At 64.6% G+C, this 26,045-nt stretch carries 22 protein-coding genes; 9 read left to right on the forward strand and 13 right to left on the reverse strand.

Going from position 1 to position 26,045, the window contains the following annotated elements; genetic code table 11:
• Positions 1-22: 22 nt before the first annotated feature.
• The gene (locus IGW04_RS09900) at positions 23-1,006 is read left to right on the forward strand and encodes a Bug family tripartite tricarboxylate transporter substrate binding protein (protein WP_194712912.1); all 984 of its coding nucleotides are present in this window, start codon (positions 23-25) and stop codon (positions 1,004-1,006) included.
• A gap of 65 nt (positions 1,007-1,071) precedes the next feature.
• Here IGW04_RS09900 and IGW04_RS09905 read toward each other — a convergent pair whose 3' ends face one another.
• Entirely contained in the window at positions 1,072-2,121 is a 1,050-nt protein-coding gene (locus IGW04_RS09905) for a LacI family DNA-binding transcriptional regulator (RefSeq protein ID WP_194712913.1), read from the reverse strand.
• A 294-nt stretch (positions 2,122-2,415) separates the two neighbouring features.
• Here IGW04_RS09905 and IGW04_RS09910 point away from each other — a divergent pair, with 294 nt between their 5' ends.
• The 6 genes from IGW04_RS09910 to IGW04_RS09935 are packed head-to-tail and all read left to right on the forward strand — an operon-like array spanning position 2,416 to position 9,272.
• Positions 2,416-3,828, forward strand: a complete 1,413-nt coding sequence (locus IGW04_RS09910; RefSeq protein WP_194712914.1) for an ABC transporter substrate-binding protein — start codon at positions 2,416-2,418, stop codon at positions 3,826-3,828.
• Between the two features lie 10 nt (positions 3,829-3,838).
• Complete coding sequence (locus IGW04_RS09915) at positions 3,839-4,756, forward strand: carbohydrate ABC transporter permease (protein WP_194712915.1); 918 nt, start codon at positions 3,839-3,841, stop codon at positions 4,754-4,756.
• A complete protein-coding gene (locus IGW04_RS09920; protein WP_194712916.1) occupies positions 4,753-5,604 on the forward strand; it encodes a carbohydrate ABC transporter permease in 852 nt (283 codons plus the stop codon). The genes IGW04_RS09915 and IGW04_RS09920 overlap by 4 nt, the downstream gene beginning before the upstream one ends.
• Positions 5,601-6,653, forward strand: coding sequence for an ABC transporter ATP-binding protein (locus IGW04_RS09925; RefSeq protein ID WP_194712917.1), 1,053 nt, complete (start codon positions 5,601-5,603; stop codon positions 6,651-6,653). Before IGW04_RS09920 ends, IGW04_RS09925 begins: the two co-directional genes overlap by 4 nt.
• Before the next feature lie 55 nt (positions 6,654-6,708).
• Entirely contained in the window at positions 6,709-8,325 is a 1,617-nt protein-coding gene (locus IGW04_RS09930; RefSeq protein WP_194712918.1) for an arylsulfatase, read from the forward strand.
• Positions 8,322-9,272: a formylglycine-generating enzyme family protein gene (locus tag IGW04_RS09935; protein WP_228526972.1), complete on the forward strand. Its 951-nt coding sequence runs from the start codon at positions 8,322-8,324 to the stop codon at positions 9,270-9,272. The genes IGW04_RS09930 and IGW04_RS09935 overlap by 4 nt, the downstream gene beginning before the upstream one ends.
• Before the next feature lie 18 nt (positions 9,273-9,290).
• Here the strand turns inward: IGW04_RS09935 and IGW04_RS09940 are convergent, their stop codons facing one another.
• Entirely contained in the window at positions 9,291-10,508 is a 1,218-nt protein-coding gene (locus IGW04_RS09940; RefSeq protein ID WP_194712998.1) for an MFS transporter, read from the reverse strand.
• Positions 10,509-10,605: 97 nt separating this feature from the next.
• On the opposite strand from IGW04_RS09940, the gene IGW04_RS09945 reads away from it, so the two are divergent.
• Positions 10,606-11,523, forward strand: a complete 918-nt coding sequence (locus tag IGW04_RS09945) for a LysR family transcriptional regulator (protein WP_194712919.1) — start codon at positions 10,606-10,608, stop codon at positions 11,521-11,523.
• A gap of 497 nt (positions 11,524-12,020) precedes the next feature.
• Here IGW04_RS09945 and IGW04_RS09950 read toward each other — a convergent pair whose 3' ends face one another.
• Both IGW04_RS09950 and IGW04_RS09955 read right to left on the reverse strand, forming a co-directional pair.
• Complete coding sequence (locus IGW04_RS09950; RefSeq protein WP_228526973.1) at positions 12,021-12,488, reverse strand: hypothetical protein; 468 nt, start codon at positions 12,486-12,488, stop codon at positions 12,021-12,023.
• Between the two features lie 110 nt (positions 12,489-12,598).
• Positions 12,599-14,830, reverse strand: coding sequence for an ATP-dependent DNA helicase (locus IGW04_RS09955; RefSeq protein WP_194712920.1), 2,232 nt, complete (start codon positions 14,828-14,830; stop codon positions 12,599-12,601).
• A 655-nt stretch (positions 14,831-15,485) separates the two neighbouring features.
• Between IGW04_RS09955 and IGW04_RS09960 the strand changes: the two genes are divergently transcribed.
• A complete protein-coding gene (locus tag IGW04_RS09960) occupies positions 15,486-15,800 on the forward strand; it encodes a TM2 domain-containing protein (RefSeq protein ID WP_194712921.1) in 315 nt (104 codons plus the stop codon).
• Positions 15,801-16,181: 381 nt separating this feature from the next.
• On the opposite strand, the gene IGW04_RS09965 is transcribed toward IGW04_RS09960, so the two are convergent.
• The 9 genes from IGW04_RS09965 to IGW04_RS10005 form a co-directional block, all read right to left on the reverse strand.
• A complete protein-coding gene (locus IGW04_RS09965; RefSeq protein ID WP_228526974.1) occupies positions 16,182-17,060 on the reverse strand; it encodes a universal stress protein in 879 nt (292 codons plus the stop codon).
• Complete coding sequence (locus IGW04_RS09970) at positions 17,057-19,903, reverse strand: beta-phosphoglucomutase family hydrolase (protein ID WP_194712923.1); 2,847 nt, start codon at positions 19,901-19,903, stop codon at positions 17,057-17,059. Before IGW04_RS09970 ends, IGW04_RS09965 begins: the two co-directional genes overlap by 4 nt.
• Before the next feature lie 62 nt (positions 19,904-19,965).
• The gene (locus IGW04_RS09975; protein WP_228526975.1) at positions 19,966-20,529 is read right to left on the reverse strand and encodes a cytochrome b; all 564 of its coding nucleotides are present in this window, start codon (positions 20,527-20,529) and stop codon (positions 19,966-19,968) included.
• A 401-nt stretch (positions 20,530-20,930) separates the two neighbouring features.
• Entirely contained in the window at positions 20,931-21,101 is a 171-nt protein-coding gene (locus tag IGW04_RS09980) for a hypothetical protein (RefSeq protein WP_194712924.1), read from the reverse strand.
• Between the two features lie 108 nt (positions 21,102-21,209).
• Positions 21,210-21,953 carry a hypothetical protein gene (locus IGW04_RS09985; RefSeq protein ID WP_194712925.1) on the reverse strand — a complete coding sequence of 248 codons (744 nt, stop codon included), beginning with the start codon at positions 21,951-21,953 and terminating at the stop codon, positions 21,210-21,212.
• Between the two features lie 48 nt (positions 21,954-22,001).
• A complete protein-coding gene (locus IGW04_RS09990; RefSeq protein WP_194712926.1) occupies positions 22,002-23,330 on the reverse strand; it encodes a hypothetical protein in 1,329 nt (442 codons plus the stop codon).
• 67 nt (positions 23,331-23,397) lie between these two features.
• Positions 23,398-24,147, reverse strand: coding sequence for a hypothetical protein (locus IGW04_RS09995; protein WP_194712927.1), 750 nt, complete (start codon positions 24,145-24,147; stop codon positions 23,398-23,400).
• A gap of 194 nt (positions 24,148-24,341) precedes the next feature.
• Entirely contained in the window at positions 24,342-24,548 is a 207-nt protein-coding gene (locus IGW04_RS10000) for a hypothetical protein (protein ID WP_194712928.1), read from the reverse strand.
• Complete coding sequence (locus tag IGW04_RS10005) at positions 24,542-25,864, reverse strand: hypothetical protein (RefSeq protein ID WP_194712929.1); 1,323 nt, start codon at positions 25,862-25,864, stop codon at positions 24,542-24,544. Before IGW04_RS10005 ends, IGW04_RS10000 begins: the two co-directional genes overlap by 7 nt.
• Positions 25,865-26,045 lie beyond the last annotated feature (181 nt).

The raw sequence follows: 26,045 nt of genomic DNA on the forward strand, positions 1-26,045 counted from the left end.
AAGACCAACGAAGGAGACAACCATGCAAGTCGCACGCCGCACCCTGATCGCCGCCTCCCTGTCGGCGCTGGCGCTTTCCGCCATTGTCCTGCCGGCGCATGCCGAAGATAAATGGCCCAGCAAGCCCATCACTTATGTCGTGCCGTTCCCGGCCGGCGGCACCACCGACATCCTGGCCCGCCTGATCGGCCAGAAGCTCGGCCCGGCGCTGGGCACCACCGTCATCATCGACAACCGTCCTGGCGCCGGCGGCAACATCGGCTCCGAACTGGTGGCGCGCGCCGCGCCGGATGGCTACACCATCATGGGCGGCACCATCAGCTCGCATTCGATCAATGCCAGCCTGTACAAGCTGTCCTATGACCCGCTGAAGTCGTTTGCGCCGATCACGCTGATCGGCACCAATGCCAATGTGCTGGTGGTCAATCCGGGCAGCCCGTTCAAGTCGGTGAAGGAACTGGTCGCCGCCGCCAAGGCCAAGCCCGGCAGCCTGTCGTTTGCGTCCGCCGGCAACGGCACCTCGCAGCACCTGTCGGCCGAGCTGTTCAAGACCATGACCGGCATCGACATGGTGCACATTCCCTACAAGGGCAGCGCGCCGGCGATCCAGGACGTGATCGGCGGCCAGGTGCCGCTGATGTTCGACACCACGGTGGTGGCTGGCCCCTTCATCCAGAGCGGCAAGGTGCGGCCGCTGGCGGTCACTTCCGCCAAGCGGGTGGCCAGCCTGCCGGATGTGCCGACCATGGCCGAAGCCGGCGTGCCGGGCTATGAAGTGGTGTCGTGGCAGGCGATGTTCGCGCCGGCCGGCACGCCGAGCGCCATCGTGCAGCGCCTGCAGACCGAGGTGGCGGCCATCCTCAAGCAGCCGGATATTCAGGAGCGCCTGGCCAAGCTGGGCGTGGACCCGTCCGGCATGGCGCCGCAGCAGCTGGCCGAGTTCCAGGCTGCCGAGATCGCCAAGTGGGCCAAGGTCGTCAAGGCGGCCAATGTGAAGGTCGACTGAGGCCAACCCTTCCGCCGCATCCCGCGGCGGCGCTTCGTTCCCGAGCCAGGCAAGCCGGCGCGCCGTCAGGACGCCGGCTTGCCCGTGCTTCCGCGGTACACCACTTCGATCGGAAATGCTTCGAACGGCTCGTACGGCTGGCCTTCCAGCCGGGCGATGACCTGGTTCGCCGCCGCATGGCCGATTTCGATGATGGGCGTACGTATGCTGGTCAGGCCCGGCGTCTGGGTGGCGCCGAGATCGGTGTTGTCGACGCCGGTGATCGAGATGTCTTCGGGTATCCGCACGCCCACCTCGCGGCAGGCGACCATCGCGCCGACCGCGAACACGTCATTGGTCGCCACCACCGCGGTGGGCGGGCGCGGCAGCGCCAGCAGGCGCGCCATCGCCGCCTGCGCCGCCGGCAGCGAGATCGGCGCGTACTGCACGCATGCCGCATCGAGCGCCAGCCCGGCCTCGGCCAGCGCATCGCGCACCCCGGCGCCGCGGGCGCGCGCCCGGTCGTTGCCCTCAACCGGCGCGCTGATCAGGCCGAAGCGGGTGTGGCCCAGCGCCAGCAGGTGGCGCGTGATCTCGTAGGTCGCGGCACGGTTGTCGAAGCCCACGCTGGGATGCCGGCGGAACGGGTCCACGCCCCAGGTCAGCACATAGGGCCGGCCGTAGTCCTCCAGCAGGCCGAACAGGTTGGGGTCGTGGTCCAGGCCGACGAAGACCAGCGCATCCACGCCATGCTCGATCAGCTGGCCCGCCATCTTCAGTTCCATCGCCAGGTCGTAATGATGCTCGGCCAGCACCAGCGAATAGCCGCGCTCGCCCAGGCGCTGCTGCAGCGCGCTGGTGGTCCTGGCATAGAGCGCGTAGTCGAACGAGGGCACCACCGCGCCCACCATCTTGCTGCGATGGCTGCGCAGCGAGCGCGCCGCGCCATGCGGCACGTAGCGCAGCTTGGCTGCCGCTTCCAGCACCCGGCGCCGGGTGTCCGGCTCGACCTGCTCGGGCGTGTTCATCACCCGCGACACGGTGGCGGTGGAGACGCCGGCCAGCCGCGCCACGTCCTTGGCGCCGGCGCGTGCCTTTCCGTCTTCCGGCCTGGGGTGGGGCGTGGTTTGGCTCATGGGTGGCAGGCTTTCCTTGAAAAGCGTGATGATATCGATTTCAGAAAACCAATAAGTAAATGCAAAAACATTCTGGTTCTCCCCTGTTGTGGAGGCCGATGTTCAATGTTACATTGAATCCGTGTAATCGATTACATGAAAATAAATCGATACGCATGTTTTCCGTAGTGGCAGGCCCGCAGGTTCAGAAACGCACGGCAGGACCGCACCCGGCACGACAGGCGTTCAGGTATTGATCCAGCCTGGACGCCGCACCGGGGCGGCGATATCGCTGGACATCAAGGAGACGACCGCATGAACAAGAAAACAGTCCGCAGCGCGCCGGCCCAGCCGGGCAGGCGCAAGCTGGTGGGCGCCGCCGCGGCGCTGGGCGCATGGGCGCTGACGCCGGCCATGATGCGCAATGCGCAGGCCCAGGGCGACGACCTCGCGCCCTACCGCAGCGCGAAGATCAACTGGCGCCAGGCGGAGGGCGAATCGATCGCGGTGGCGGTGATCCCGGCCAGCTACTTCGATAACCTGGCCACGCTGCTGCCGCAGTTCGAAGCGCTGACCGGCATCAAGGTGCGCGTCGAGAAGGTGCCGCCGGGCCAGATCCGGCAAAAGGCGACGCTGGACCTGTCCTCGAAAACCGCAACCTACGCCACCCATGCCGCCGACCCGATGTATTACCCGCTGTACGTGGCCAACAAGTGGGTGGACCCGCTGGACCGCTACCTGACCGACCCGGCCCTGACCGACCCGGCCTGGTTCCGCTACGACGACATCCTCAAGGCCTGGCGCGACGCCGATTCGGTCGACGGCAAGCCCTACGGCATTCCCTATGACGGCGAAGTCACGGTGCAGGTCTACCGCAAGGACCTGTACGCCGCCAAGGGCCTGAAGCCGGCCGACACCTACGACGAGCTGCTGTCGAACGCGAAAGCCCTGACCGACGCGCCCAACCGCCAGTACGGCCTGGCGCTGCGCGGCTTCGCCGGCGCCGGCCAGAACATGTACATCTATCCCTCGCTGCTGCGCGGCTTCGGCGGCAGCTGGTTCGCCGGCAAGAATGTCACGGTCAACACGCCCGAAGCGGTGCAGGCGCTGCAGTGGTATGTGGACGCGCTGGGCAATTACGCCTCGCCGGCGGTGCGCAACTGGAACTGGCCCGACATCGCCGACGCCTTCTCGCAGGGCAACCTGGCCTGCTACATCGACGCCCATTCCTCGGCGGCGGTGCTGAACAACCCGGAGAAGTCCAAGGTCATCGGCAAGATCGCCTATGCGCGCTGGCCCAAGGGACCGAGCGGCAAGCGGGTGACCTCGATCTGGAACTGGGGCTTCCCGATCAATGCCGCGCTGAGCGAGCGGGCCAAGAAGGCGACCTGGCTCTTCATCAGCTGGGCGGCATCGGCCGAGACCCAGGCCCGCACCTCGTGGAAGTTCGCCGGGCCGGCCAAGCGCTCCGGCATCAACCGCACCTCGCTGTGGCGCTCGCCCGAGTTCGCCAGCGCGATGCAGGGCATGGGCGACAACTTCATCCCGGCCGCGCTGGAGTCGCTGGAGCAGGATACCGATGTCGACTGGCGTCCGCGGGTGCCGCAGTGGCCCGCCATCGGCGACACCATGGCGACCGCGATCCAGGCCGCGCTGACCGGGCAGAAGAAGCCCAAGGAGGCGCTGGACGAGGCGCAGAACCGCATCCAGCAGATCCTCAAGGGCTAGGGCTGATTAGATGACCCATACCCTGACGGCGGCGCCGGCGCAGGACGCCGGCCCGGTGACCCTGGCGCGCCAGGAGCAGCGCTTCGCGCTGGCGCTGCTGGCGCCGGCGATCATCCTGCTGCTGCTGACCACCACCATCCCGCTGGTCTACCTGGCGTGGAACAGCCTGCACCGCATCGACCTCGGCATGCCCTGGCTGTCCGGCTTTGCCGGCCTGGACAACTACGCCAAGATGGGCAACGACCCGCGCTTCTGGAGCTCGCTCTGGCTGACCGTGGTCTATACCTGCAGCACGGTGGCGTTGCAGGTGGTGGTCGGCCTGTCGCTGGCCCTGCTGGTGCTGCAGATTCCCAGGGGCCAGGGCCTCTTGCGCATCGGCGCCATCCTGCCCATCGTGCTGGCGCCGGTGGTGGTGGGCCTGTTCTGGCGCACCCTGGTGCTGGCGCCCGACGTCGGCCTGGTCGACCTGGTCACCCGCTCGCTGGGCCTGGGCAGCTACAACTGGCTGGGCGACCCGCAGCTGGCGCTGATCTCGGTGATCGCGATCCACACCTGGCAATGGACGCCGTTCGCCTTCCTGGTGATGCTGGCCACGCTGTCGACGCTGCCTTCGGATGTCTATGAAGCGGCGCGGCTGGACCGCGCCCGGCCGTGGCAGCGCTTCGTCTACATCACGCTGCCGCTGATCCGGCCGGCGATCGTGATGGTGGTGATCATGCGCACCATGACGGCGCTGTCGGCCTTCGCCGCGATCTTCGCCGCCACCGGCGGCGGTCCCGGCTCGGCCACCGAGATCCTGAACCTGTATGCCTACCGGACCTCGTTCTCCGAGCTCAACATCGGCTACGGCGCCTCGCTGGCAATGGTGCTGATGGGGATCACGCTGGCGATTTCCTGGTTGATGTTCCGCCTGAGGAGAAGCCGATGAAGCGCCATGCGCTGCGCCACGCGCTGCGCCACGCGATGCTGTGGCTGGTGGCCGGCCTGCTGCTGGCGGTATGGGCCTTCCCGGTGCTGTGGGGCCTCCTGACCTCGTTCAAGTCGGAGCGCGACGTGCTGGCCTATCCGCCCGTATGGCTGTTCGAACCGACGCTGGCCAATTACCGCGAAGTGCTGTTCGGCGCGTCCTCCATCCTGCCCAACCTCTGGTCCAGCCTGGTGGTGTCGTGCAGCGCGACGCTCTTGACCATGCTGTTCGCGGTGCCGGCGGCCTATGCGCTGGCGCGGCTGAACTACCCGGCCAAGCGCGCTTCCGGCTTCTACGTGCTGGCCACGCAGATGCTGCCGCCGATGGGCCTGATCATTCCCTACTACCTGGTGCTGCAGAAGATCGGCGGCCTGGACACCTACAGCGGCCTGACCGCGCTCTACCTGTCGTTCTCGCTGCCGTTCGCGATCTGGCTGATGGTGTCCTACTTCGAGGACATTCCGTACGAGATGGAGGAGGCGGCGCTGCTGGACCGGGCCGGACGCCTGCGCACGCTCTGGTACGTGATCCTGCCGCAGGTGCGCGGCGGCATCGCGGTGACCACCATCTTCGTCTTCCTCAATGCCTGGAACGAGTTCCTGTTCGCGGTGGTCCTGGGCGGCAACAAGGTGCGGCCGGTGACGGTGGCGATGTTCAATTTCATTTCGGTCGAGCAGACCCAGTGGGCGCGGCTGGCGGCCGGCGCGATGCTGGCAATGGCGCCGGTCATCCTGATCGGCCTGGCGGCGCAGCGCCATATCGTCAAGGGCCTGACCGTGGGCGCAGTCAAGGGAGGAGGACGCCGATGAAGCAATCAGGCAATGTACGCATGGAAGGGGTGGTGAAGCAGCACGGCAGCTTCACCGCATTGCACGGGCTGGACCTGGAGATACGGCCGGGCGAGTTCTTCGCGCTGCTCGGGCCTTCGGGCTCCGGCAAGACCACCACGCTGCGCATCCTGGCGGGGCTGGAATCGGTCAATGCCGGGCGGGTGCTGCTGGACAATGCCGACGTCACCCATGCCGAACCGGGCGCGCGCGACGTGGCGATGGTGTTCCAGAGCTATGCGCTCTATCCGCACATGACGGTGGCCGAGAACATCGGCTTTCCGCTGAAGATGATAGGCACGCCGATTGCTGCGCGCAGCGCCGCGGTGCAGGACGCCGCGGCCAAGGTGGGCATTGCGCACCTGCTGTCGCGCCGGCCCGGCCAGCTGTCGGGCGGGCAGCAGCAGCGCTGCGCGCTGGCGCGCGCCATCGTGCGCCAGCCGCGCCTGTTCCTGCTCGACGAGCCGCTGTCCAACCTCGACGCCAAGCTGCGCATCGAGACCCGCGCCGAGCTGCGCCGGCTGCAGCGCTCGCTGGGCGTGACCATGGTCTACGTGACCCACGACCAGGAAGAGGCGATGACGGTGGCCGACCGCATGGCGGTGTTCATGGAAGGCCGCGTGGTGCAGGTCGGCACGCCCAAGTCCATCTTCCAGCGCCCGGCCAGCGCCGCGGTGGCCAGCTTCATCGGCACGCCGCCGATGAACATGCTGCCGGCCCGGCTCGAGGCCGGCATGGTGGAAGTGGCCGGCGCCAGGCTGCCGGTGGCGGAGGCGGCCGGCAAGTCGGGCGCGGTCACGCTGGGCGTGCGGCCGGGCGACCTGCGCATCGCGCCGGACGGCATGCCGGCCACGGTCGAATTCATCGAGGACCTGGGCGACAGCGCCGTCGTGCTGCTGCAGCTGGCCGGGCAGCAGGTCAAGCTGCGCGCCGGGAATGCGCAGGCGCTCACCGAGGGCCAGCCGGTGTTCCTGCGCTTCGACCCGGCGGCGGCCCACCTGTTCGACAGCGCCAGCGGCCTGCGGCTGTAGGACCAGGCTCCCCAGCGCAGCCGCGAGAACAACATCAACGACACGGAGACCGGAAATGAGCAAGAAGCCTAACATCCTGCTGATCCTGAACGACGACATGGGCTATTCCGACATCGGCTGCTACGGCGGCGAAGTACAGACGCCCAACCTCGACCGGCTGGCCGCCAACGGCCTGCGCTTTTCCCAGTTCTACAACACCGCCCGCTGCAGCCCGTCGCGCGCCTCGCTCTTGACCGGCCTGCATCCGCACCAGACCGGCATCGGCGTGCTGACCTACAGCTTCGGTCCGGAAGGCTATGCCGGCGACCTCAACGACCGCTGCGTGACCATACCCGAGGCCCTGAAGGCCGGCGGCTACCGCAACTACATGAGCGGCAAGTGGCACGTCGCCGCCAACCTGACCGAGCCGACCGCGAGCTGGCCGCTGCAGCGCGGCTTCGACGAGTTCTTCGGCACCATCATCGGCGCCGGCAGCTTCTACGATCCCAACACCCTGACCCGCGGCAACGAGAACGTCGAGCACGAGGCCAGGCGGGAAGGCTTCTTCTACACCGACGCCATCAGCGACCAGGCCGCCGCCAACATCAGGAAACATGCGGAGCAGCACGGCGGCCAGCCCTTCTTCCATTACGTGGCCTATACCGCGCCGCACTGGCCGCTGCATGCACACGAGGAGGACATCGCAAAATACAGGGGCCGCTTCGACGCCGGCTGGGATGCGCTGCGCGAGGCGCGGCTGGAACGCCTGGTGGCGTCCGGCATCCTCGACAAGGCCTGGGCCCTGACCGGGCGCGACCCCAGCCAGCCGGCCTGGCCGGAGGCCGAGCACAAGGACTGGCTGCTGCGCTGCATGGAAGTCTACGCGGCCCAGATCGACCGCATGGACCAGGGCATAGGCCGCATCCTGCAGGCGCTGGAGCAGACCGGCCAGCTCGACGACACGCTGGTCATCTTCATGTCCGACAACGGCGCCTGCGCCGAGGACATCCCGGAAGGCGTGCCGGTGGACGAACTGGTCAACAACCTGATGATTGCCCGTTCCCATACCCGCGCCGGCGCCGAGGTCCGCTTCGGCAACCAGCCCGACATCATGCCGGGGCCGGAAGACACCTACCAGAGCTATGGCACGGCCTGGGCCAACCTGTCGAACACGCCGTTCAGGCTGTACAAGCACTGGATCCATGAAGGCGGCATCGCCACGCCGCTGATCTTCCACTGGCCGTCCGGCATCGCCGAAAAGGGTGGCGTGCGGCATACGCCGGGCTACCTGCCCGACATCATGGCGACCATCCTCGACATCTCGGCCACTGACTATCCGGGCGAGCGCGCCGGCAATCCGGTGCCGCCGCTGGAAGGCGTGACGCTGGCGCCGGCATTCCGGGCCGACCTCGCCGAGCGGGCGCCGATGTTCTGGGAGCACGAGGGCAACGCCGCGGTGCGCATCGGCAAATGGAAGCTGGTGCGGCGCTATCCGGAAGCGTGGGAACTCTACGACATGGCGCAGGACCGCACCGAGACCCGCGACCTGGCGGCGCAGCATCCGGAGCGGGTGGCCGAGATGCGGGCCCGCTACGAGGAATGGGCCGAGCGCTGCGGCGTGATCCCGCGCGAAAAGATCCTGGAGCTGATGCGCCAGCAGCCGGCCGCCTTCTGGGAGGAAGAGGAACTATGAGCGCCGCCGCGCCGCGCAAGCCCTGCTGCATGCCGGCCGCCGCAAGCGCGCCGGCGCCGCTGCCGCAGGCCATGCCGGCGCAGCAGGCGGCCCCGGCAGGATTGCTGTGCATCCCGGGCGGCAGCTTCATCATGGGCACCGATACCACCGAAGGCTTCGCCGCCGATGGCGAAGGCCCCAGCCTGCGGGTTGACATCGCGCCGTTCCGGATCGCGGCCACGACGGTCACCAACCGCGAGTTCGCCGACTTCGTGCGCGCCACCCGCTACGTGACCGAGGCCGAGCGGCTCGGCTCGTCCTTCGTGTTCTACCTGCAGGCGCCTGAACGGTTCAGGGTGCAGACCGGGGCGCCGCCGTCGGGATTGCCGTGGTGGCTGGACCTGCCGCATGCCTGCTGGCAGCGTCCCGAGGGGCCGGGTTCCCATATCCATGGCCGGCCAGACCATCCGGTTGTGCATGTGTCTTGGAACGATGCGCAGGCCTACTGCGCCTGGCGCGGCGTGCGACTGCCCACCGAGGCCGAATGGGAATATGCGGCGCGCGGCGGCCTGGAAGGTCGGCGCTATCCCTGGGGCGATGAACTCGCGCCGGGCGGCGTGGCGCAGTGCCATATCTGGCAAGGAGACTTCCCCAACCGGCCGGCCGGGGGCTGGCAGCCGGGCGCAACGGCGGCGCGTTCCTTCGCGCCCAATGGCTACGGGCTGTACAACGTGGCGGGCAATGTCTGGGAATGGTGCGCCGACTGGTTCAGTCCCGACTACTTCCGCGACGCGGCGGCGCGCGATCCGCGGAAGGCCAGCCCGACTGCGGCCAGGTCCATGCGCGGCGGCTCCTTCCTGTGCCATGAATCCTATTGCAACCGCTACCGGGTCGCGGCGCGCGGCTCGAACACGCCGTCCAGCACCGCGTCCAATTGCGGCTTCCGGGTGGCAGCCGATTTGGACTGAGCACGGCCCGGGAGGCTCCTAGCACACCGGCTGTTCCCGGCTGGACGCCGCCGCGGGGCGCGCAGGAAGCCGTGCCGCGCCGCGCCGGTCCAGCCGGCCCGCCAGCGTGGTCAGCGCCAGCGCGCCCAGCACCACCAGCGCGCCGATCCAGGGCGTGGCCAGCAGGCCCAGCCGCGCCACGATCAGGCCGCCGGCCCAGGCGCCGCCGGCGATGCCGACATTGAAGGCGGCAATGTTCAGGCCCGACGCCACATCCACCGCCTGCGGCGCATGGCGCTCGGCCTGCCGCACCACGTACAGCTGCAGGCCGGGCACATTGCCGAATGCGACCGCGCCCCAGGCCAGCACGGTGGCTACCGCCAGCCACGGATGCGGCGCGGTGAAGGCCAGAATGAACAGCACCGCGGCCAGCAGGCCGAACACGATCTGCAATGCCCGCACCGGGCCCTTGCGGTCAGCCAGCCTGCCGCCCCAGATATTGCCGGCCGCGACCGACACGCCATAGACCAGCATCACCCAGCTCACGCTGGCGGCGGAAAAGCCGCTGACCTGCTGCAGCATCGGCGCCAGGAAGGTGAAGGCGATGAAGGAGCCGCCGTAGCCGAGCGCGGTCATCGCATAGACCAGCAGCAGGCGCGGCTGCTTCAGCACCGCAAGCTGCTGCCTGATGGACGCCGCCGGCGGCGTCGGGATGTCGCCCGGCACCAGCGCCAGGCTGCCCAGGAAGGCGACCACGCCCAGCGCCGACACGGCCAGGAAGGTGGTCTGCCATCCCAGCGTCTGCCCGATGAAGGTGCCCAGCGGCACGCCGGTCACCAGCGCCACCGTCAGTCCGGAAAACATCAGCGCGATCGCGCTGGCCGCCTTCTCCTTGGGCACCAGCCCGGTGGCGATGGTGGAGCCGATGGAGAAGAACACGCCATGGGCCAGGCCGGTCAACACGCGCGCGGCCATCAGTGCGCCATAGCCGGGGGCCAGCCAGGCCACCAGGTTGCCGGCGGTGAACAGGGCCATCAGGCCGAGCAGCAGCGGCTTGCGGCGCATGCGGCCGGTGGCGGCGGTCAGCAGCGGCGCGCCGAGCGCCACGCCGAGCGCATAGAGGCTGACCAGGAGGCCGGCGGAAGGCAGCGATACCGACAGGCTGGAAGCGATGGTGGGCAGCAGCCCGACGATGACGAATTCGGTGGTGCCGATGGCGAATGCGCTGAGTGTCAGCGCCCAGAGTGCAAGAGGCATCATGATTCCCTTGGTGTGAACGATGCCGTAGTCTGGGGCAGGAAGGCGCGCGGAAAAACCGGCTTGGCTACAATACACTTTTGACGCGGAGTCACGAATGCTCAATATCGAGGCGCTGCTTGCCTTTGTAACCGTGGTCGATGCCGGCTCGTTTTCAGCGGCGGCGCAACAATTGGGCCAGACGCCGTCCGGCGTGAGCCGCACCATCGCGCGGCTGGAGGCGCAGCTCGGGGTGACGCTGATCACCCGCACCACGCGCCGGCTGGACCTGACGGCGGAAGGCGAATGGTTGCTGGCACGGGCGCGCCAGATGCTGGCCGACCTGCGCGAGACCGAGAACGAACTGGCCGGCAGGCTGCGCCAGCCTTCCGGGCTGGTGCGCATCAATGCCGCCAGCCCGGTGCTGGACCACCTGGTGGCGCCGCTGGCGGCCGAGGCGCTGGACCGCTATCCCGGACTGCGGCTGGAGCTGGTCAGCGGCGAAACCCTGGTCGACCTGATCGAGGAACGCGTCGACGTGGCGATACGCATCGGCAACCTGGCCGATTCCACCCTGAATGCCAGGCGTTTGGGCAGCAGCCGCCTGCGCCTCCTGGCCGCGCCGGCCTACGTGGCGCGGCAGGGCATGCCGCGGCTTGCCGCCGATCTCTCGGCGCGGCACCGGGTGCTGGGTTTTACCGCGCCGGCCTCGCTGAACATCTGGCCGCTTCGGCACGATGGCAGGGAAGGCTATCCGGTGACGCCGGCCATTGCCGCTTCCAGCGGCGAGACCCTGCGCCACCTGGCGCTGGCCGGCGCCGGCATCGTCTGCCTGGCCGACTTCCTGACCCGGGCCGACCGCGCCGCCGGCCGCTTGGTCGAGGTGCTGCCCGACTGTACGCTGGCCTGGTCGCAGCCTGTATGGGCCGTGTTCTACCGGCAGGGCGCATTGGCGCCAAGGGTGTCGGCGGTGGTGGACCTGCTGGCCGAGCGCCTGACCGGGCAGATGCTGGATGATGAGCGCGGGCCGCGTTAAGCTCTTGGGTCAATATTGTTTCTGGCCCAATCTCACCTACCTTTCCCGCGAGAGCTGCCGTTGTAAGGTGGAATACCCCGCAGGGTATTCCACCATTGGTCGATCAGGGAAGTCCCCGGCACCGCCATTCCATTTCGCAAAGAACGGCGCAATGCCCTTCGGGTATTGCGCCCTACGAAAGCACCCAAAGTAGGGTGGAATCCCCCGAAGGGGCATTCCACCATTCGCCGATCAGGAAAGTCCCCGACACCGCCATTCCGCTTCGCGAAGGACGGCGCAATGCCCTTCGGGTATTGCGCCCCGCAAAAGCACCGAAAGTAGGGTGGAATCCCCCGAAGGGGCATTCCACCATTCGCCGATCAGGGAAGTCCCCAACACCGCCATTCCATTTCGCGAAGGATGGTGCAATGCCCTTCGGGTATTGCGCCCCGCAAAAGCTGCAAAAGCTGCAAAAGCTTCTGCCCGGACAGGCGCCGTTCGATGAAGCCGCGCCCGGCCTACCTTCTCGACCGGCGGTACAGCGCCAGCAGCAGCCCGGTGCCCAGGCCCCAGGCGGCATTCACGCACAGGCCGGTCAGCATGTTGTTGGGCTTGAAGCCGCCCGCCATCGGCAGCCCCTTGATCGGCGCCACCACGAACCAGGCCACCAGCGTCGGAAACACCATGCCGAACAGCAGGCATTTGACGACGAAGCCCGGTGTCACCGGCCAGCGCCGGCTCAGCGCATGCAGCACGATGCCCCAGACGCCGCCCCAGAACGCGGCCGAGATGAATTGCGGCACGCCCAAGGGGCCGACCGCCTTGCTGGCATAGGGCGTGGCCTGGGTAATGCCGGCCGATGCCAGCAGGCCAAGCACGGGCTGATGCAGCGCCAGCACCGCGATGAAGCCGGCGGCGAAGGCCACCAGCCATTGCGCGCCGCCTCGCAGCGTGTCGGGTGAGGAATGGGTTCGGACCTGGTTCAAGGCAATGTCTCCCGTCTGAGGTGGAAAAACGTCGCCCATCCTATCCCGGCGCCGGCCGCGGCGCATTGCGCCGGCTCGCCTGGCCGCGCCCGCCGGTTGCGCAAGTCAGGTCAGCGATGCCCCGCATGATGCATGCGCCGCGCCGCCTGCCGTGCGCATTCCACCAGCCGCGCATTGCGCCGCGGCGCCGGCCGCGCGCAGATGGCCTGGATCGCCGCCGGGTCGCCGATCACGGTAAGGCGTTCGCGGGCCCGGGAAAACGCGGTGTAGAGCATGCCGCGATGAACGAAGGCGGGCGAGCCAGTGGTGCAGACCACGATCACTTCCTGGTATTCCGAGCCCTGCGCCGCATGCACCGTCAGCGCATAGGCCAGCGCCAGGCTGTCGAGCGCGCCGCCCGGAAACAGGATCTCGCGGCCATCGTCCAGCGCCAGCGCCAGGTGCAGCACACTGGTGCCGGCCTCATCCGCCTCGCAGCCCGCCACGGTGCCGGTGTCGCCATTGACCACCAGCGCCAGGCCCTGTTCGTCCAGCGCAAGATTGCGACGGATGATCACCCGGTCGCCCACGCGCAGCGCGCTGCCGGGAATACGCTCGCCGGACGGGTTCAGCACCTGCCGCAGCGCTTCATTGATGTAAGTGGTATTCCAGCCCGGCGCATGGATATCGCCCTTGCGCCGCGGCATCAGCAGCGCGACCCGCTCCAGGCCGCAGCGTCGCACCGCATCCAGGTAGGCATGCACCACGCGGGACAGGCCGACATCGTCCGGCGGCGGCAGCGAACGCGAAAAGCGCACGCCCGGCCGGTCATGGCAGGCGACCGCGCCCAGCCGGCATTGCTGCACCAGGTCATGGATGCCGCCGTCGTTGCGGTGGCCCTGGTGCAGCCGGTGATGGTCGCCGGGCAGCAGCAAAATATTGGCCAGCACATCGCCGGGGCCGACCGAGGCCAGCTGGCCGGTGTCGCCCAGCAGGATCAGGTGGCAGTCGGGCGGCAGCGCATCGAACAGCGCGCGGGCAAGCAGCAGGTCGAGCATCGACGATTCATCCACCACCACGATATCGGCCTGAAGCGGCTGCTCTTCATCATGCAGATAGCCTTCATCCCGGACGCCCAGCAGGCTGTGCACGGTGACGGCGCCGCAGCCGTAGCGCCGCACCCGGCCGGACAGCACCTTGGCCGCCTTGCCGGTCGGCGCGCAGAACAGGATGCGGCGATCGCGCGCCACATGAGCCAGCACTTCCATCATCGCGGTCTTGCCGCAGCCGGGGCCGGCGGTCACGGTGTGCACCATGTGCGACGAGGTCAGCATGCGCTGCAGCGCGCTGCGCTGGCCGGCATCGAGCGCGAAGTCCTGGCCCATGGCCTGCTCGGCGGCGCTGATTTCCGCCTCCAGCGCAGCGGCATCCAGCGCCACCATCGGCGCGGCCATGCGCAGCGCGCGCCGCGCCAGGTGCAGCGCCAGCGCCTGTTCGCAGTGATACAGCTGCGCCGGATAGTGGCAGCCATCCTTCACCACGAGCGGTTCGCCGATTTTTTGCGCCGCCTCCAGCGCCGCCTCGGGCGGCACCTCGGGATCGCAGGCGGCAATGCGTTCAGCCAGCCCGTCGGCATCGAGAAAGCTGTGGCCGTTGCGCTCGCAGCCGTCGCGCAGCGCATGGGTGGCCAGCGCCGCCATCCTGGCCTGGTGAAAGCGCGGAAAGGCCAGGCAGGCCAGGGCGATCCGGTCCGCCGCCGGAAACACATAGCCCTCCACCTGCCGGATCGGCGCATACGGATCGGCGCCGAACACGTTCCATGCCTGGCGCACCGGCTCGGCGGCATCGGCCACCAGCGGCAGCAGCCAGTCGGCCAGGCGGCGCAGCACGGCCGGCCTGATGCCGGTGGCGCCGACCCGTCCCGACAGGTCGCGGCAGATCAGCGCGGCGGTGTCGAGGCCTTCGGCGGCTGCGATGCGGCGCCGCGTGACCGCCGAAAAATCCACCGCATGCGGATTCTCGATCAGCAGGTCGCGCAGTTCATGCAGCCGGCCTGCGTAATGGTCAACCAGCTTGCGGGCCGTGGCTGCGCCGCAGCCGCGGAAGTTGGCCTTCAGGTGGGCGGCCAGCGCATCGGCCGAGCAGGGCAGGTCGACCGCGGCGGCGGCCACCAGGATCTGCGGGCCGTACTTCGGATGATTGACGATGCGTCCCTCCAGCCGGTAGCGGTTGCCCGCCGACAGTCCGGCCAGCGCCTCGCCGACGCAGGTCAACCGCTTGCCGTCATCGAGGCGGACGTTGCCCCGGCCCCATTTGTCGTTGTAGACGGCGAGCGAAGAAAGAATGCCTGCGACCTGGTCCATGGAAGAAAAGCGATAAGTGCCAATGAGTACAGCCAATGAAAAACGCACCGGCCTTCACGGTCCGTGTGGAGGGCTGTCTTGCCGTAGGGCTACGAGGCGAGACTGCAGGGAGGTCAAAGGTCGAAGGGGCAGAGGGAAGGTTTTCTGCCCACCACCGTGCTTGATTGAGCCTCTTTTTTCAGCTGCCAAGCTCCTGCTTCAGCCATAACAGGGCGATGTCGAGGCCGACTTGCATGCCCTGTTGAAAAAGAAATTGCAAAAAAGAAACTATTGGGGTTTAACATTCAACAGAATTTTTTACATTCCTTGGTACTGTATAAAAAATCAGTAGTCGTCGTCAAGCATTCAATTCTGAGGCGGGCAAAAGTTGCCTTTTGGAAAGCAACGATTCCAGTGCTGTATTCGCCCGTGATGGAACTGAACAGTCGTCTTGCAGGTGCCGACCCGGACGATCCCGGTCGATGTGCCGACCGCCATTTGCAGGAGTGCCGGGCCCGCCGCAATACTTTCGAGGCAAAGATATGAGTCAATTCCGCTACCATTCTTCGGGAGAAAGGGAAGCACGGTCATGGCATCCTGCAGTTCATGCGGACATCAGATTCTTGTGTCGGACCGCGTCTGTCCCCAGTGCGGCGCGGTGCCTCATTCCAAGCGCATGAAAAAACAGACCGTGGCCCTGCTGCTCGCCTCCACGCTTGGCTTGTTCGGCGTGCATCGCTTCTATCTTGGACAGCGACGCGCCGGACTGCTGTATCTGCTCTTTTGCTGGACCGGCATTCCGGCCCTGCTGGCACTAGTTGAATCCCTAGTCTATGCATGCACGAGCCGGCAGAAGTGGGCCGACCGGTATAACCAGGGAAGGGTGGACTCCCCGGTTCCCAAACTGGTCGTTGTCCTGACTGTCGGACTGCCGCTGCTCTTGTTCGCCGCCTTCGTGGTTTCCGTCCTTTTTCCCGATCTCGATTTCTAGAGCGAATTTGGCCAGACTAGCCCCATGCTGCAGGCTCAGTGCGGCGCACCTGCATCCTGCGCCCTTGGCATGCCCCTGGTGCCGTAGGGTGGAATACCCCGAAGGGGCATTCCACCGATGGTGAACCAGGGAAGGTCCCTGGAATGATCTTTGCGGTATGCGACCACGGTGCGATGCCCTTCGGGTATTGCACCCTGCCAATCCCTGGGCGGCTCTTCCAAAGGCGATCTTGCTTGGTCGGTTGATGCCAGTCAGGCTGGAAATGCGTTAGAGCGACGCCGGCCGGGACAAGCTGTGTTCCACCAGGCAGAGCAGGGATTTGACGCTGTGAAAGCCCACTCGCCCCGTCCTGCTCGAATTGCGATGGCAATCCTCCTTCCCTCATTCATCCATTTCCTTTCCAACTTTGAGACGTGCCGGCGATCTTTCTCTTCTGCGCACGAGAAGCAATGCGCACTCGGCTTCTTCCAGCAGGCGCTTGAATACCAGCGCGCGCCCGGCGCCGAGCGCACCGTGCCAGCCAAGCGCGAGAACGCTGGCGGCGTGCTGTCTAACCTGCTCAAGCAACACCGCCGCCGGATCGCCCTGCCGCAACATGACCCGGTTGATGCAATGACATTCCTCGGGCGTGCAACTGGCCACGCCGCGCTCGATCATTTCCTGCATGCGGCGCGGGTATTCATGGTGGGCGGCATCGGCATAGGCGCCGAGCGGCGCGGTGTCCGTTGCGCCTGGTCCATCCCCGGCATGCACCACTGTCACCTTGAGTCCCAGCATGGAGGCAAGCTGCGTCGCTGCTTCGAGTGCCTGGTCCGCCGCCTTGTCTCCGCTGGCCGCTGCCAGCATGGATGTCCACGGCAGCACTTCCCGGTAACGGATCGGAAGCAGCAGCACCGGAACCGGGCTGCCCTCGATGACGGCCTGCGCGATATTTCCCAGGCGCTGGGACAGTTTGAGGCCGGCGGAGGCGGACTCGCCACGGGCGCTCATCACAACGAGATCCACGCCATAGGTGTTGATTGCGTCAAGCACGGCAGCCTCGGCACGCGCGGAAAATTGATGCAGGATGATATGCGCGCGTTTCGCATCAAGAATGTGCAGGTGCGCGAGCGCTTCCTGTCTGGGGATGGGCTGGGCTGCCGCATGCAGCACATGCAGGCTGGCGTCGAGCGATGCAGCCAGCCAAAGGGCGCAACCGGCGCCCTTGGCCGCTTCCGGCGAGCCGTCGAGCGGCAACAGGATGGCATTGAAGCGTTTCATTGGCGGCCCTTTTCATCAGGTGATCGCGCCACCTTCACTACATGCGCGCGGCCACGATAGGCCAGCGTCAATTCGACGCTGTCCCACTCGGACGGAAGTCTTTCCGCGGCGCGCGGCTCCGGCTGCGGGCCCGCCTCATTGAAGCCAACGCCGAGGAATCCAAACACGAGCGCCTGCCAGGTGCCCCCCATGGAGGCCGGATGCACGCCCAGCATGCTATTTTCCATTGCGTCCGAAAGATCGAGCCACAGGCTCTGTTTCCAGTAGCGCTCGGCATCCTCGCGCAGGCCGATACGGGCGGCGATCGCGGCGTGGACCGAGGGAGAAAGGCTGCTGCCATGATCAGTGAGCGGCTCGTAATAGCGGTAGTTTGCCGCCACCACCGCTTCGGAAAATTCCTCTGGAAACAGCAAGGGCAGCATCAGCACATCCGCCTGCTTGAGCAGCTTGAGGCGATTGATCTGTTCCCAGTCGAACAAGCGGCTGACCGGCGCCTTGAAACGCTCCTTCGTGGGGAGCGCGTAGTCGTCGAGCGCGAAGAAGCCGTCGAACTGCTCGATGACGCCGCTCTCGTTGGGCATCGGAATGTAGAGCAACTGCGCAAGCCCGGCCCATTCGTCCGCCTCGGCCAGGTTGGTCCCGGATCGCCGCGCCAGCCATGCCGCCCGATCCAGGTTGAAGCGCACCATCCAGTTGGTGTAAGCGTTATCGTCCACCGAATGATGGTATTCATCGGGTCCGACCACGCCGCGGATGTGGTAGTGGCGCTCGCCGCGGGCCATCCGGCTGGTCCAGAAGCGGGCTGTCTCGAACAGGATCTCGCTGCCGGGACCAGCCAGAAAGCCCTCATCGTTCGTCGACTTCCAATATCGCCATACCGCATAGGCAATGTCCGCCGTCACATGCACTTGCTGGCTTCCGGTGAAGATCGGAATTTCCTTCCCGGTGCTCTTGAGCAGGATGCTGGAGGGGGTGACATCATCCCCCGTGACGGTCGACTCCCAGGCAAAGCACGCCCCTCGGTAACCGAGCTCGCGTGCATGCCGGCGCGCACCTTCCAGGGTGTTATAGCGGTAAAGGAGCAGATTGCGCGCCAGGGCGGGCTCGACATGCAGGAAGAACGGCAACATGAAAATTTCCGTGTCCCAGAACACATGTCCTTCATAGGCGCGGCCGGTAAGCGTGCGTGCGCCGATGGAAACCCGTGCATCGTTGGCCAGCGGCAGCCGCAGATGATAGCTGTTGAAGCGCAGCGCCTGCGCGATGGCTGGGCGGCCCGGCACGCGGATATCCGCCCTGGTCCAGAAATCCGCCCACTGCGCTTCATGCGCCTCGAACATGCGCTCGAAGCTTCGTATATCCAGCGCCTGCGAGTGCGCCAGTGCTGCCGCCTTGGGGTCGGCGGTATCGCGGCTGCAAAACACTGAAATGAGACGGCGCAGCATGTTCGGCTCGCGCAGGATGCGGGAAGCGATGCAGATTTCAATCTTCGATGCGCGCGTGACATAGCGCACGTATTCCGTATCGCTTGCATCGCTCGAATGTTCCAGAAGCTCAAGATGTGGATGGCGCGCAGCCAGTTCCGGATCAAGCAGCGATGCAGAAAGCGCCGCTTCACTCCAATGGTTTTCGGGCGTGGCAGTCGCCTCCTGAAGCAGCAGGTGCGGATCGGCGAGCGAGGCGCAGCGGCGCGTGCGGATCAGCGTGCGTCGCCCGCCGGCCGTCTCGTACATGGCTTCGTGATGCAGCACGCCGCCGCGCATGTCGAGCACGCGACGAAGCTCGCGCCCATGCGGGCCGGCGAAGTCGAGGCAGGCGCCCTCGACGGCGATCTCCAGGCGGAACGGAAAGGGCAGGGGCACCAGTTCGGCAAATGGATTCGTGTCCCGTTCCGGCGTGAGGAACTCGGTTTCCGAGTACGGCAGGTTGGCGCGCTTTCGGTCATAGACGCCTGCGATGAACAGGTCGCCCTGCGAGGCGGGCAGCGGGCTGTCGAGTGCGCCGCGCACGCCGAGATAGCCGTTGCCGACGGTGAAAAGGCTTTCCATCTGTCGCTCGCGAGCGCGGTCGAAGCCCTCCTGCTCGACCCGCCAGGCGATCTTGTCCTGGTGTGCCCGGAAGCCGGCGTCCAGCTGTTCGACGCCGAGTGCGCAGAGATCCTGCACCACGATGTCCGCGCCGCCGCTTTGCAACGCATCGGCGTTGCCGCCGCGGTCCACGCCTACCACAAGGCCAAAGTCGCCACGGCGGCCCGCCTGCACGCCAGCCACTGCATCCTCGACGATCATCGCATGTGCCGGCGCCGTGTCCAGCCGTTCGGCTGCGCGCAGGAACATGTCCGGGTCCGGTTTGCCCTTGATCCCGAGTTCATCGAGATCGATGCCGTCCAGGCAGGTGTCGAAGAGTGACCTGATGCCGGCCGACTGCAGGATTGCGCGGCCATGGCGGCTTGAAGTGACCATGCCGATCTTCATGCCGCGCGCGCGCAGTGCCTCGATCAGCATGATCGTGGACGCATAGGTGCGCACACCCTGCTTCTCCAGCAGGCGCGCAAACAGCATGTCCTTGCGCCTGGCGACGTCCTCCACCTCTTCGTCGGAAACGTCCATGGCGCGTGCCCGGAGAAAGCTGCGCACGCCTTCGCGGCGCGGCTTGCCGTCGACATAAGTGCGGTATTCCCTGTGCTGATCGAATGGCATATAGGGCTTGGCATCTGTCGCGTGAAGATGAAGAAGATCGTCGAAGGCTTCCTTCCACGCGGCCGCGTGCAGATCGGCAGTCCGGGTCACGACACCGTCCATGTCGAAGATCGCGGCCTGCAGGCCTGTGCTTGACTGCGTCACCCCTTCACCCCTGGCGTAACTTCAGCGACATGGAAACATCCGGCATGGCTCTATCGTCGTTATCAGAACCACATGCGCTGGAACACCCGGTCCCGGTTCACAAGCAGGTGCTTGAGGCCGGCGGCAGTATGAATGGCAACGAGAACGACGAGCGCCCACGCCAGTGCCTCATGGACTTCGAAGAACTGCTCTGCAGTGTCATGGTTCGGAAGAACCCATGCCGGAAGGGAGATGCCGAAGAACGCAATGCCGGCCTTGCTGTATAGCGCACCGATAAAACCTGTAACCGGGAGCAGTATCATGCATCCGTAAAGCAGCCACTGGATAATGGATGCCATCGCCACTTCCCATTTTGGCAGGCTTGCCGGCAGCTCGGACGGCTTGTGGCCGATACGCCAGACGGCGCGAATCAGAACCAGCCCGAAGATGACAATCCCGATGGACTTGTGCAGATTGAAATATTTGTCAGCGCCCGGGTCATCCTCGATTGCCGTCATGTACCACCCCAGGCCGACCATGCCGGCGATGAGCAGGGCCAGGAGCCAGTGCAGCAGGACGGCGACACCGCTGTAACGCCAAGCAGCAGGCAGAGAGAGATTGCCCGCATCCCTGATGGTTTCCATCATGCCTCCATGCGTCTGGTAGAGACGGATTCATGGTATTCACCGGTATTCGGAATCGAATGATGTGGATCAAAATTTTCCGGATCCGAGACCGGCCGGTGCTTGGGTGATTGCGTTTTTGACCTCTTCGAGGCAGCGATGCATCAAACTCGTCTCTCGGAAACCTTATCCTTGTTTAAGTAATCCATCACCAATTCCGGGCAAGGCCTTTATTGCCGAATCCCTCCAACAATGAAAAAAGCCCCGTAATCACAGGGCTTTATAAGAACGCTTGCAAAACAGTCCTGCCATACTGAACCGCCCCGGGTTTGGAGGAAGCCGGTTGCCGTGAGGGAGGCCAAAACGAACTGACCGATAAGCTATACGGGCAACTGAAGATCGCGGATTCAAGAGTTCTTCATTCTTTACCTTGCAGCGCCGGTTTGCAGCACGTTTCGCGCATCTCCCTGTGCCGGATCGATGATCCCGCGAGCGCCAAGGTTTTTGCCGACAAACTCGATGGTTGTCTCGATCTCTATCTTGTAGTCGTCGCACAATTTCATGGCGCTGGAAATCGAAGCCTTGACGATGGCCAAGGCGTTCTCAGGCAGCGGGCCAGGCAGGAAGTCGCCGAGAATCGCGACGAGCTGTTCTGCGAGCAGCGCAACGGCAACCGGCTCCGGACGCGGGAGAGCCTGTCCCAGCTAAATCATGTCCCTGCGGTGGCTGTACACGGCCGCGGTCAATTCCGTGGTCGCGGTCGCGAGGTCGCCATTGAAGCAATAGGCCGCGTAATCTGCAGCGTATGCCTTCACCAGCAATGGCGTAAAGCGTTTCGCTTCACTTCGCGCCGCGGCGGCGAGCTTGCGTCCGAGCAGGGGATGCGCCTCCTGCGCCAGTCGGATGTCTATTGCATATTCCGCGATCACGTGCGCAATCGGCAATGCCGCTTCTTGGCCCGCTCCAAAACTGCCGGTGAAGACTTCGCCAAAGGTCGGGTTGGGGTAGGAAGGATCTATCGGTGTGTCCAGCAGTTGCCTGGCCTTGATGATGATGTACCCCCCGCTTTCGTATCCGGGTCGCAGACCCGAGACATGCGCGACGTAATCGTTTCCCCATTGTTGATTGTGGCTGACGAAGCCATAGGCAAGCGTCTTCTCCCTCGCTTTACTGGCGGCGTTCCAAAGTTTCATGAACGTCTCGCCGGTCGTGCCATGCGGCTGATCTGATACCCAGCCGCTGGAGACCTTCGGATCAAAAATGTAGTTGAAGAAATCGGGCGCGGTGCTGCCCCACATCTCCTTCAATTTTTGAGGCCCGGCGAGACGCTCTGCAATGTAAGCGTGGGTCGCCTGATTCCAGGCATGTGCGGCCCCGGGAAGCAAGAAAGACAGGAGGCACGCCAAACTCACTGCCGTAACGCTTTTCTTCATGATGTTCTTCTCCATGTAAGTAAGCCTTACGATTTCCGGTGGGCTCAAGCTCACTGCTGCCTGTTATCGCCCGCTGATGCAGGCCTGCCAGCCTCCCGAAACGAAGGTCGACTTATCGCACCAGGCTGCCATCGGGTAATAATCACCCATCACTTTTTGGGCGCATTGGCCCGCAGGTATCGTGGCATCGCTGTTCGGCACATTCGGCAACGTCAGGTCAAAGGTACAGCCTTTCTCCACTGCACGTTGTATCGAGTAGGGAAAGTCCGGTGCCGGCAACATGTTCCGGAAGAACAGGAGTTTGGGATACTGCTCATCTCCCCATCGCATCCAATTGACACTGGCCGGCACCCAGTCGGGACGCAGCAGATCGTCCGAGATGACGACCGTGTAGTTGCCGTTTTCAAGATTCGCGGTCAGATCGGACGCACAGTCAACGCTTGTTATCGGCAACTCGAAATTAACGCTGCAAAGCGCCCAGTACCGCACGTCGACACTCCTGGAGCCCCGCGTCGGCCGCCAAATTGGTGAGCCGTCATAGGTTCGTGGAGCGCCTGGCGCCTTACCGTGGATCACGATGATACGGCCCGGCTGGTACCGATCGCCTGGCAGCATGGCAACGTATTTGTTGTGCGGATTGGGAAATAGCCGCATCGGAGGGCTCAATAGCGGCGCAAACCACAAGCGGTCGGAGGACGGCATGTCGACGGGATTATTCAGGACAAGACCGCCGAAAAGATCTTGCAGCAACGCGCCCACGTCGCGCAGGTCGTTGACTGGTGAGCATTGCGATAGCGCTTGGCTCGCTCCTCCCCGCGTTACGGATACGGCAGGCAGCGGTACCGACCCTGTCAGGCTGTGGCCGCTCAAGCTCGGATCGGCATTCGGTATGTAAATCCGAAGCATGACCCAGGCAAAGTGGCCCGGGGGGACGCCAATCGTGTTCCCGGCAGACGGCTGGGCGTGCGAAATGACAATGGTGTACGTGCCGTCGCCCGGTTGCTGTGAAGGCCGAGCATGGGCAGCCTGAACCCGTATGTCCTTGGGGCGGACATACGGGTTCAGGCTGCCCGGATCAGGCGCAATTTGCGCATCGTACAGATCGCCGATGATTGCGGTCGGGGTCTGATCCTGGTAAACCACGTAGGAAAAATACCGGGCATGAGGATAAGCCCCCTTGATAACCAAGGAGTCGGATTGCGCGTCGAAGGGAATGAGGTAATACCTGGCCAACAATTCGGGCCCGGTCGCGTTTCCGTATCCCTCGGGCGAGAGTTCAATCGGCCATGCACAGTTCTTGACGTTCTGCGCTTGAGCGAAACCAGGAATGATGAAAACTGCGAGAGCCATGAGACAGCCCAACAGGGCAATTCTGCTGAACACATTTTTCATTTGCCGCTCCTTCAATATTCAATCCGCAGCATCATGCGCTGTTCGGTTTCGTAGCTCGACACGATCTTTACTTCGTCGGCAACGGATCGGATTTCAACGGCATGCACGCGCTCAGTACATAGTCAGCGCCCGGGACGGGCACGGAGAAATTGTTCTTTTGAAAATCCCATATCCATTGCGGCGAACTTGAGATGATTCCGCCATTAGCACCGGTGCAACTGCCGAAACCGAGGAATGGGTCCGTCTGCACCCGGCACTGGCAGGTCAAGGGCTTATTCGGATCAGCAGGATTCGGGTTTTCGGTACAGGGCGCAGCATCACAGATGGCCCAATACCTGTCTCCGGAATATCCTGGCTCCTGAGGATTGCACGCGATCGGCTTGTTCTGCCCTGATAAGCTGCACCATCCCCGATACGAGAACGTGGATACCCAGTTGTATCGAATGTGATCCACAGTGTATTTTCCATCCTTGATGGCTTGGCACGCCGGCGCCTCGTCGATCTCGCAAGGATGCCCGTTCGTGCATCTGGCCAGCGTCAGGCGTTTCATCGCCGCGTCCTGGATCTCACTGGTCTGAACGATATGCGGCTCGTTGACCCGAAGACAGTCGCAGTCAGCCTTGTCGCCATTCATTCGGCAGTCCGGGGAAGCGCTGCATAGCGCATGCCAGCCCGTACAGGCGACAGCTTCCTGCGGCGCCTCGGAAGAGGGAGGATGTTTGCGATCCGTACTTTCAACAGCCCCTGCTGAAAGTACGATCCCGGAAGCCAGGGCAACCCAGACCATGAACATGAATGCCAGCGATCTGAATGTCATTTCCCACCTCATCAGGTCCGCTTACCAAGCCAGAGTAGGTAACGGGTCTCACCGTCCTTTTGTGTGATATCAAATTAGCCGTGTCATTGACTATCGGTTTTTATCTGAACTCAATCAATAGGCTGATTGCAATTCCTTTTCCTCGCAGTAGCCATTCGCTCGATAACTGTGGAAGAGGTAATTTTCATTTTGAATCAGGCTAATCCAATTGAAAAATCCCTGGCATTTCCAGCGTTTTGATTATTGGTCATTAATGGAAATTGATCTGTCTCATTTTTTTCCTGTTGAGGCTTGCACATGATCAACCAAAACAGAAGCGCCAAGCGCAGTGACTGCGGCTCGAAGAATGTGTAAGCCACGCCCACGTTGTCGCGGGCGTGGTGTCGTTGCAGGCTCACCATTTCTTGTCGTGCTTTGCCCGTGTGACGCACTTTGCCCATCCGCCGTACTTGAAGTCCTCGCGGTCGCACCACAGTGCGGTCGGGTAGTAGAACCCCATGATTTTCTCGGTGCACTGTCCGGCCTGCGCGATCGCCTCCTGCGTGGGAAACGTCGGGAAGTTGAAGGCCACGCCGCAGCCCTGGTTTACGGCAGTTTGGGCCGTCTGCGCAAAGTCGGGCGAAGCCAATGTGTTGCGCTGAATGATGGCCTTCGGCACCATGTCTTCATCTCCCCACGGTATCCATGCAATCTGCGACGGCAGCCAGTCCGGTCGCAGCGCATCGTTGGAAATAACCACGGTGTAGAAGCCGTTCTCATCGGTCGGCGTTCTCGCATCCACTGCGCATCCCTCCACCGGTATCGGCGACACAAACGAGGCGAAGCACATCGACCAGTACCGCATCTGTACGGTGTCGAAACCGGGGGCCGGCTTGTTGATCGGCGCGCCAGCGTTAAAGGTGTCAGGGAAGCCCGGCATTTTTCCATGCACGACGAGAATGCGGTCCGGGTCATAGTCGGACATGAAATAGGAAATCAGGTACTTGTTGTCCGGATTCTGAAAAAGCCGTGCCGGTGGCTGGGGAATCGGCGCAAACAGCACATGGTCCGGTACCGGCGGCTGCGGCGTGGGATTCTCCAGCACGGGCGGGATGATGATGGGTTGCAGCACGGCGAGTTCGGACTGGCGGTTGCTCACGGGGCACGGCGGCAACGTGCGCGTCTGGCCGTTCGCGTCGGTCACGCTCATGCCCGGCAAAGGTACGCCGCCCGTCGTGCCAATGGCGGCATTGGGCAGATAGAGGCGGTAGACTAGCCAGCCGCCATTGGCGGGCAGCTGCAGGTTATTGCCACCGCTCTTGGCGCCCGTGCGCACAATATGCATCGTGTAATTGCGCGGCCGCCCGGTGGCTCTGCCGCTGGCGTCGGGCGAGGCAAACGGGTTGATGCTGCCTGGATCGGGGGCGATCTGCGCATCGTACAAGTGGTCTCCCAGAGCCGTGGCAGTCGGCAAGCCCTCGTACAAGGCCAGGGAGAAGAACCGCGCGTACGGGTAACTCCCGTTGATCATCACCTTCTGCCATTGCGGATCAATCGGCATGTACCTCCAGTGGCTGCCGGCATCGGGGATGAGCCAGTTGGAAAGGCCCGTGGGACCCCACTCGAACTGCCAGGCGCAGGTGGGGGTCGGTATCGACTGCGCCGCCGCGGCGCCCGGGCCAGCCAGGATCGCCAGCGCTGTCACCAGCGGGGATATAAGGGTTCGTAGGGTTCGCATCGCTCGCTCCTTCTGCGATAGGGCCGGCCAAGGCGGCGCGACATTCAACGGAGTGCAAGAAACAGGAATAGGCAATTACTGAAAGAGTCCCTTTCAAACATCCTTGTCAGGCTTTGCCCGAAAAGCGGACCGCGGAAATAGCCGGATATGTAAAGGCAGGCCCGGCTTACAGCGGATAGTC

It is taken from the genome of Noviherbaspirillum soli, assembly GCF_015352955.1.
Classification (GTDB): domain Bacteria; phylum Pseudomonadota; class Gammaproteobacteria; order Burkholderiales; family Burkholderiaceae_D; genus Noviherbaspirillum_A; species Noviherbaspirillum_A soli.

Coding starts and splice junctions, on each gene's coding strand:
- IGW04_RS09900 (WP_194712912.1), top strand. CDS start 23: ATGCAAGTCGCACGCCGCACCCTGATCGCCGCCTCCCTGTCGGCGCTG.
- IGW04_RS09905 (WP_194712913.1), bottom strand. CDS start 2,121: ATGAGCCAAACCACGCCCCACCCCAGGCCGGAAGACGGAAAGGCACGC.
- IGW04_RS09910 (WP_194712914.1), top strand. CDS start 2,416: ATGAACAAGAAAACAGTCCGCAGCGCGCCGGCCCAGCCGGGCAGGCGC.
- IGW04_RS09915 (WP_194712915.1), top strand. CDS start 3,839: ATGACCCATACCCTGACGGCGGCGCCGGCGCAGGACGCCGGCCCGGTG.
- IGW04_RS09920 (WP_194712916.1), top strand. CDS start 4,753: ATGAAGCGCCATGCGCTGCGCCACGCGCTGCGCCACGCGATGCTGTGG.
- IGW04_RS09925 (WP_194712917.1), top strand. CDS start 5,601: ATGAAGCAATCAGGCAATGTACGCATGGAAGGGGTGGTGAAGCAGCAC.
- IGW04_RS09930 (WP_194712918.1), top strand. CDS start 6,709: ATGAGCAAGAAGCCTAACATCCTGCTGATCCTGAACGACGACATGGGC.
- IGW04_RS09935 (WP_228526972.1), top strand. CDS start 8,322: ATGAGCGCCGCCGCGCCGCGCAAGCCCTGCTGCATGCCGGCCGCCGCA.
- IGW04_RS09940 (WP_194712998.1), bottom strand. CDS start 10,508: ATGCCTCTTGCACTCTGGGCGCTGACACTCAGCGCATTCGCCATCGGC.
- IGW04_RS09945 (WP_194712919.1), top strand. CDS start 10,606: ATGCTCAATATCGAGGCGCTGCTTGCCTTTGTAACCGTGGTCGATGCC.
- IGW04_RS09955 (WP_194712920.1), bottom strand. CDS start 14,830: ATGGACCAGGTCGCAGGCATTCTTTCTTCGCTCGCCGTCTACAACGAC.
- IGW04_RS09960 (WP_194712921.1), top strand. CDS start 15,486: ATGAAAAAACAGACCGTGGCCCTGCTGCTCGCCTCCACGCTTGGCTTG.
- IGW04_RS09965 (WP_228526974.1), bottom strand. CDS start 17,060: ATGAAACGCTTCAATGCCATCCTGTTGCCGCTCGACGGCTCGCCGGAA.
- IGW04_RS09975 (WP_228526975.1), bottom strand. CDS start 20,529: ATGATGGAAACCATCAGGGATGCGGGCAATCTCTCTCTGCCTGCTGCT.
- IGW04_RS09985 (WP_194712925.1), bottom strand. CDS start 21,953: ATGGAGAAGAACATCATGAAGAAAAGCGTTACGGCAGTGAGTTTGGCG.
- IGW04_RS09990 (WP_194712926.1), bottom strand. CDS start 23,330: ATGAAAAATGTGTTCAGCAGAATTGCCCTGTTGGGCTGTCTCATGGCT.
- IGW04_RS09995 (WP_194712927.1), bottom strand. CDS start 24,147: ATGACATTCAGATCGCTGGCATTCATGTTCATGGTCTGGGTTGCCCTG.
- IGW04_RS10000 (WP_194712928.1), bottom strand. CDS start 24,548: ATGGTGAGCCTGCAACGACACCACGCCCGCGACAACGTGGGCGTGGCT.
- IGW04_RS10005 (WP_194712929.1), bottom strand. CDS start 25,864: ATGCGAACCCTACGAACCCTTATATCCCCGCTGGTGACAGCGCTGGCG.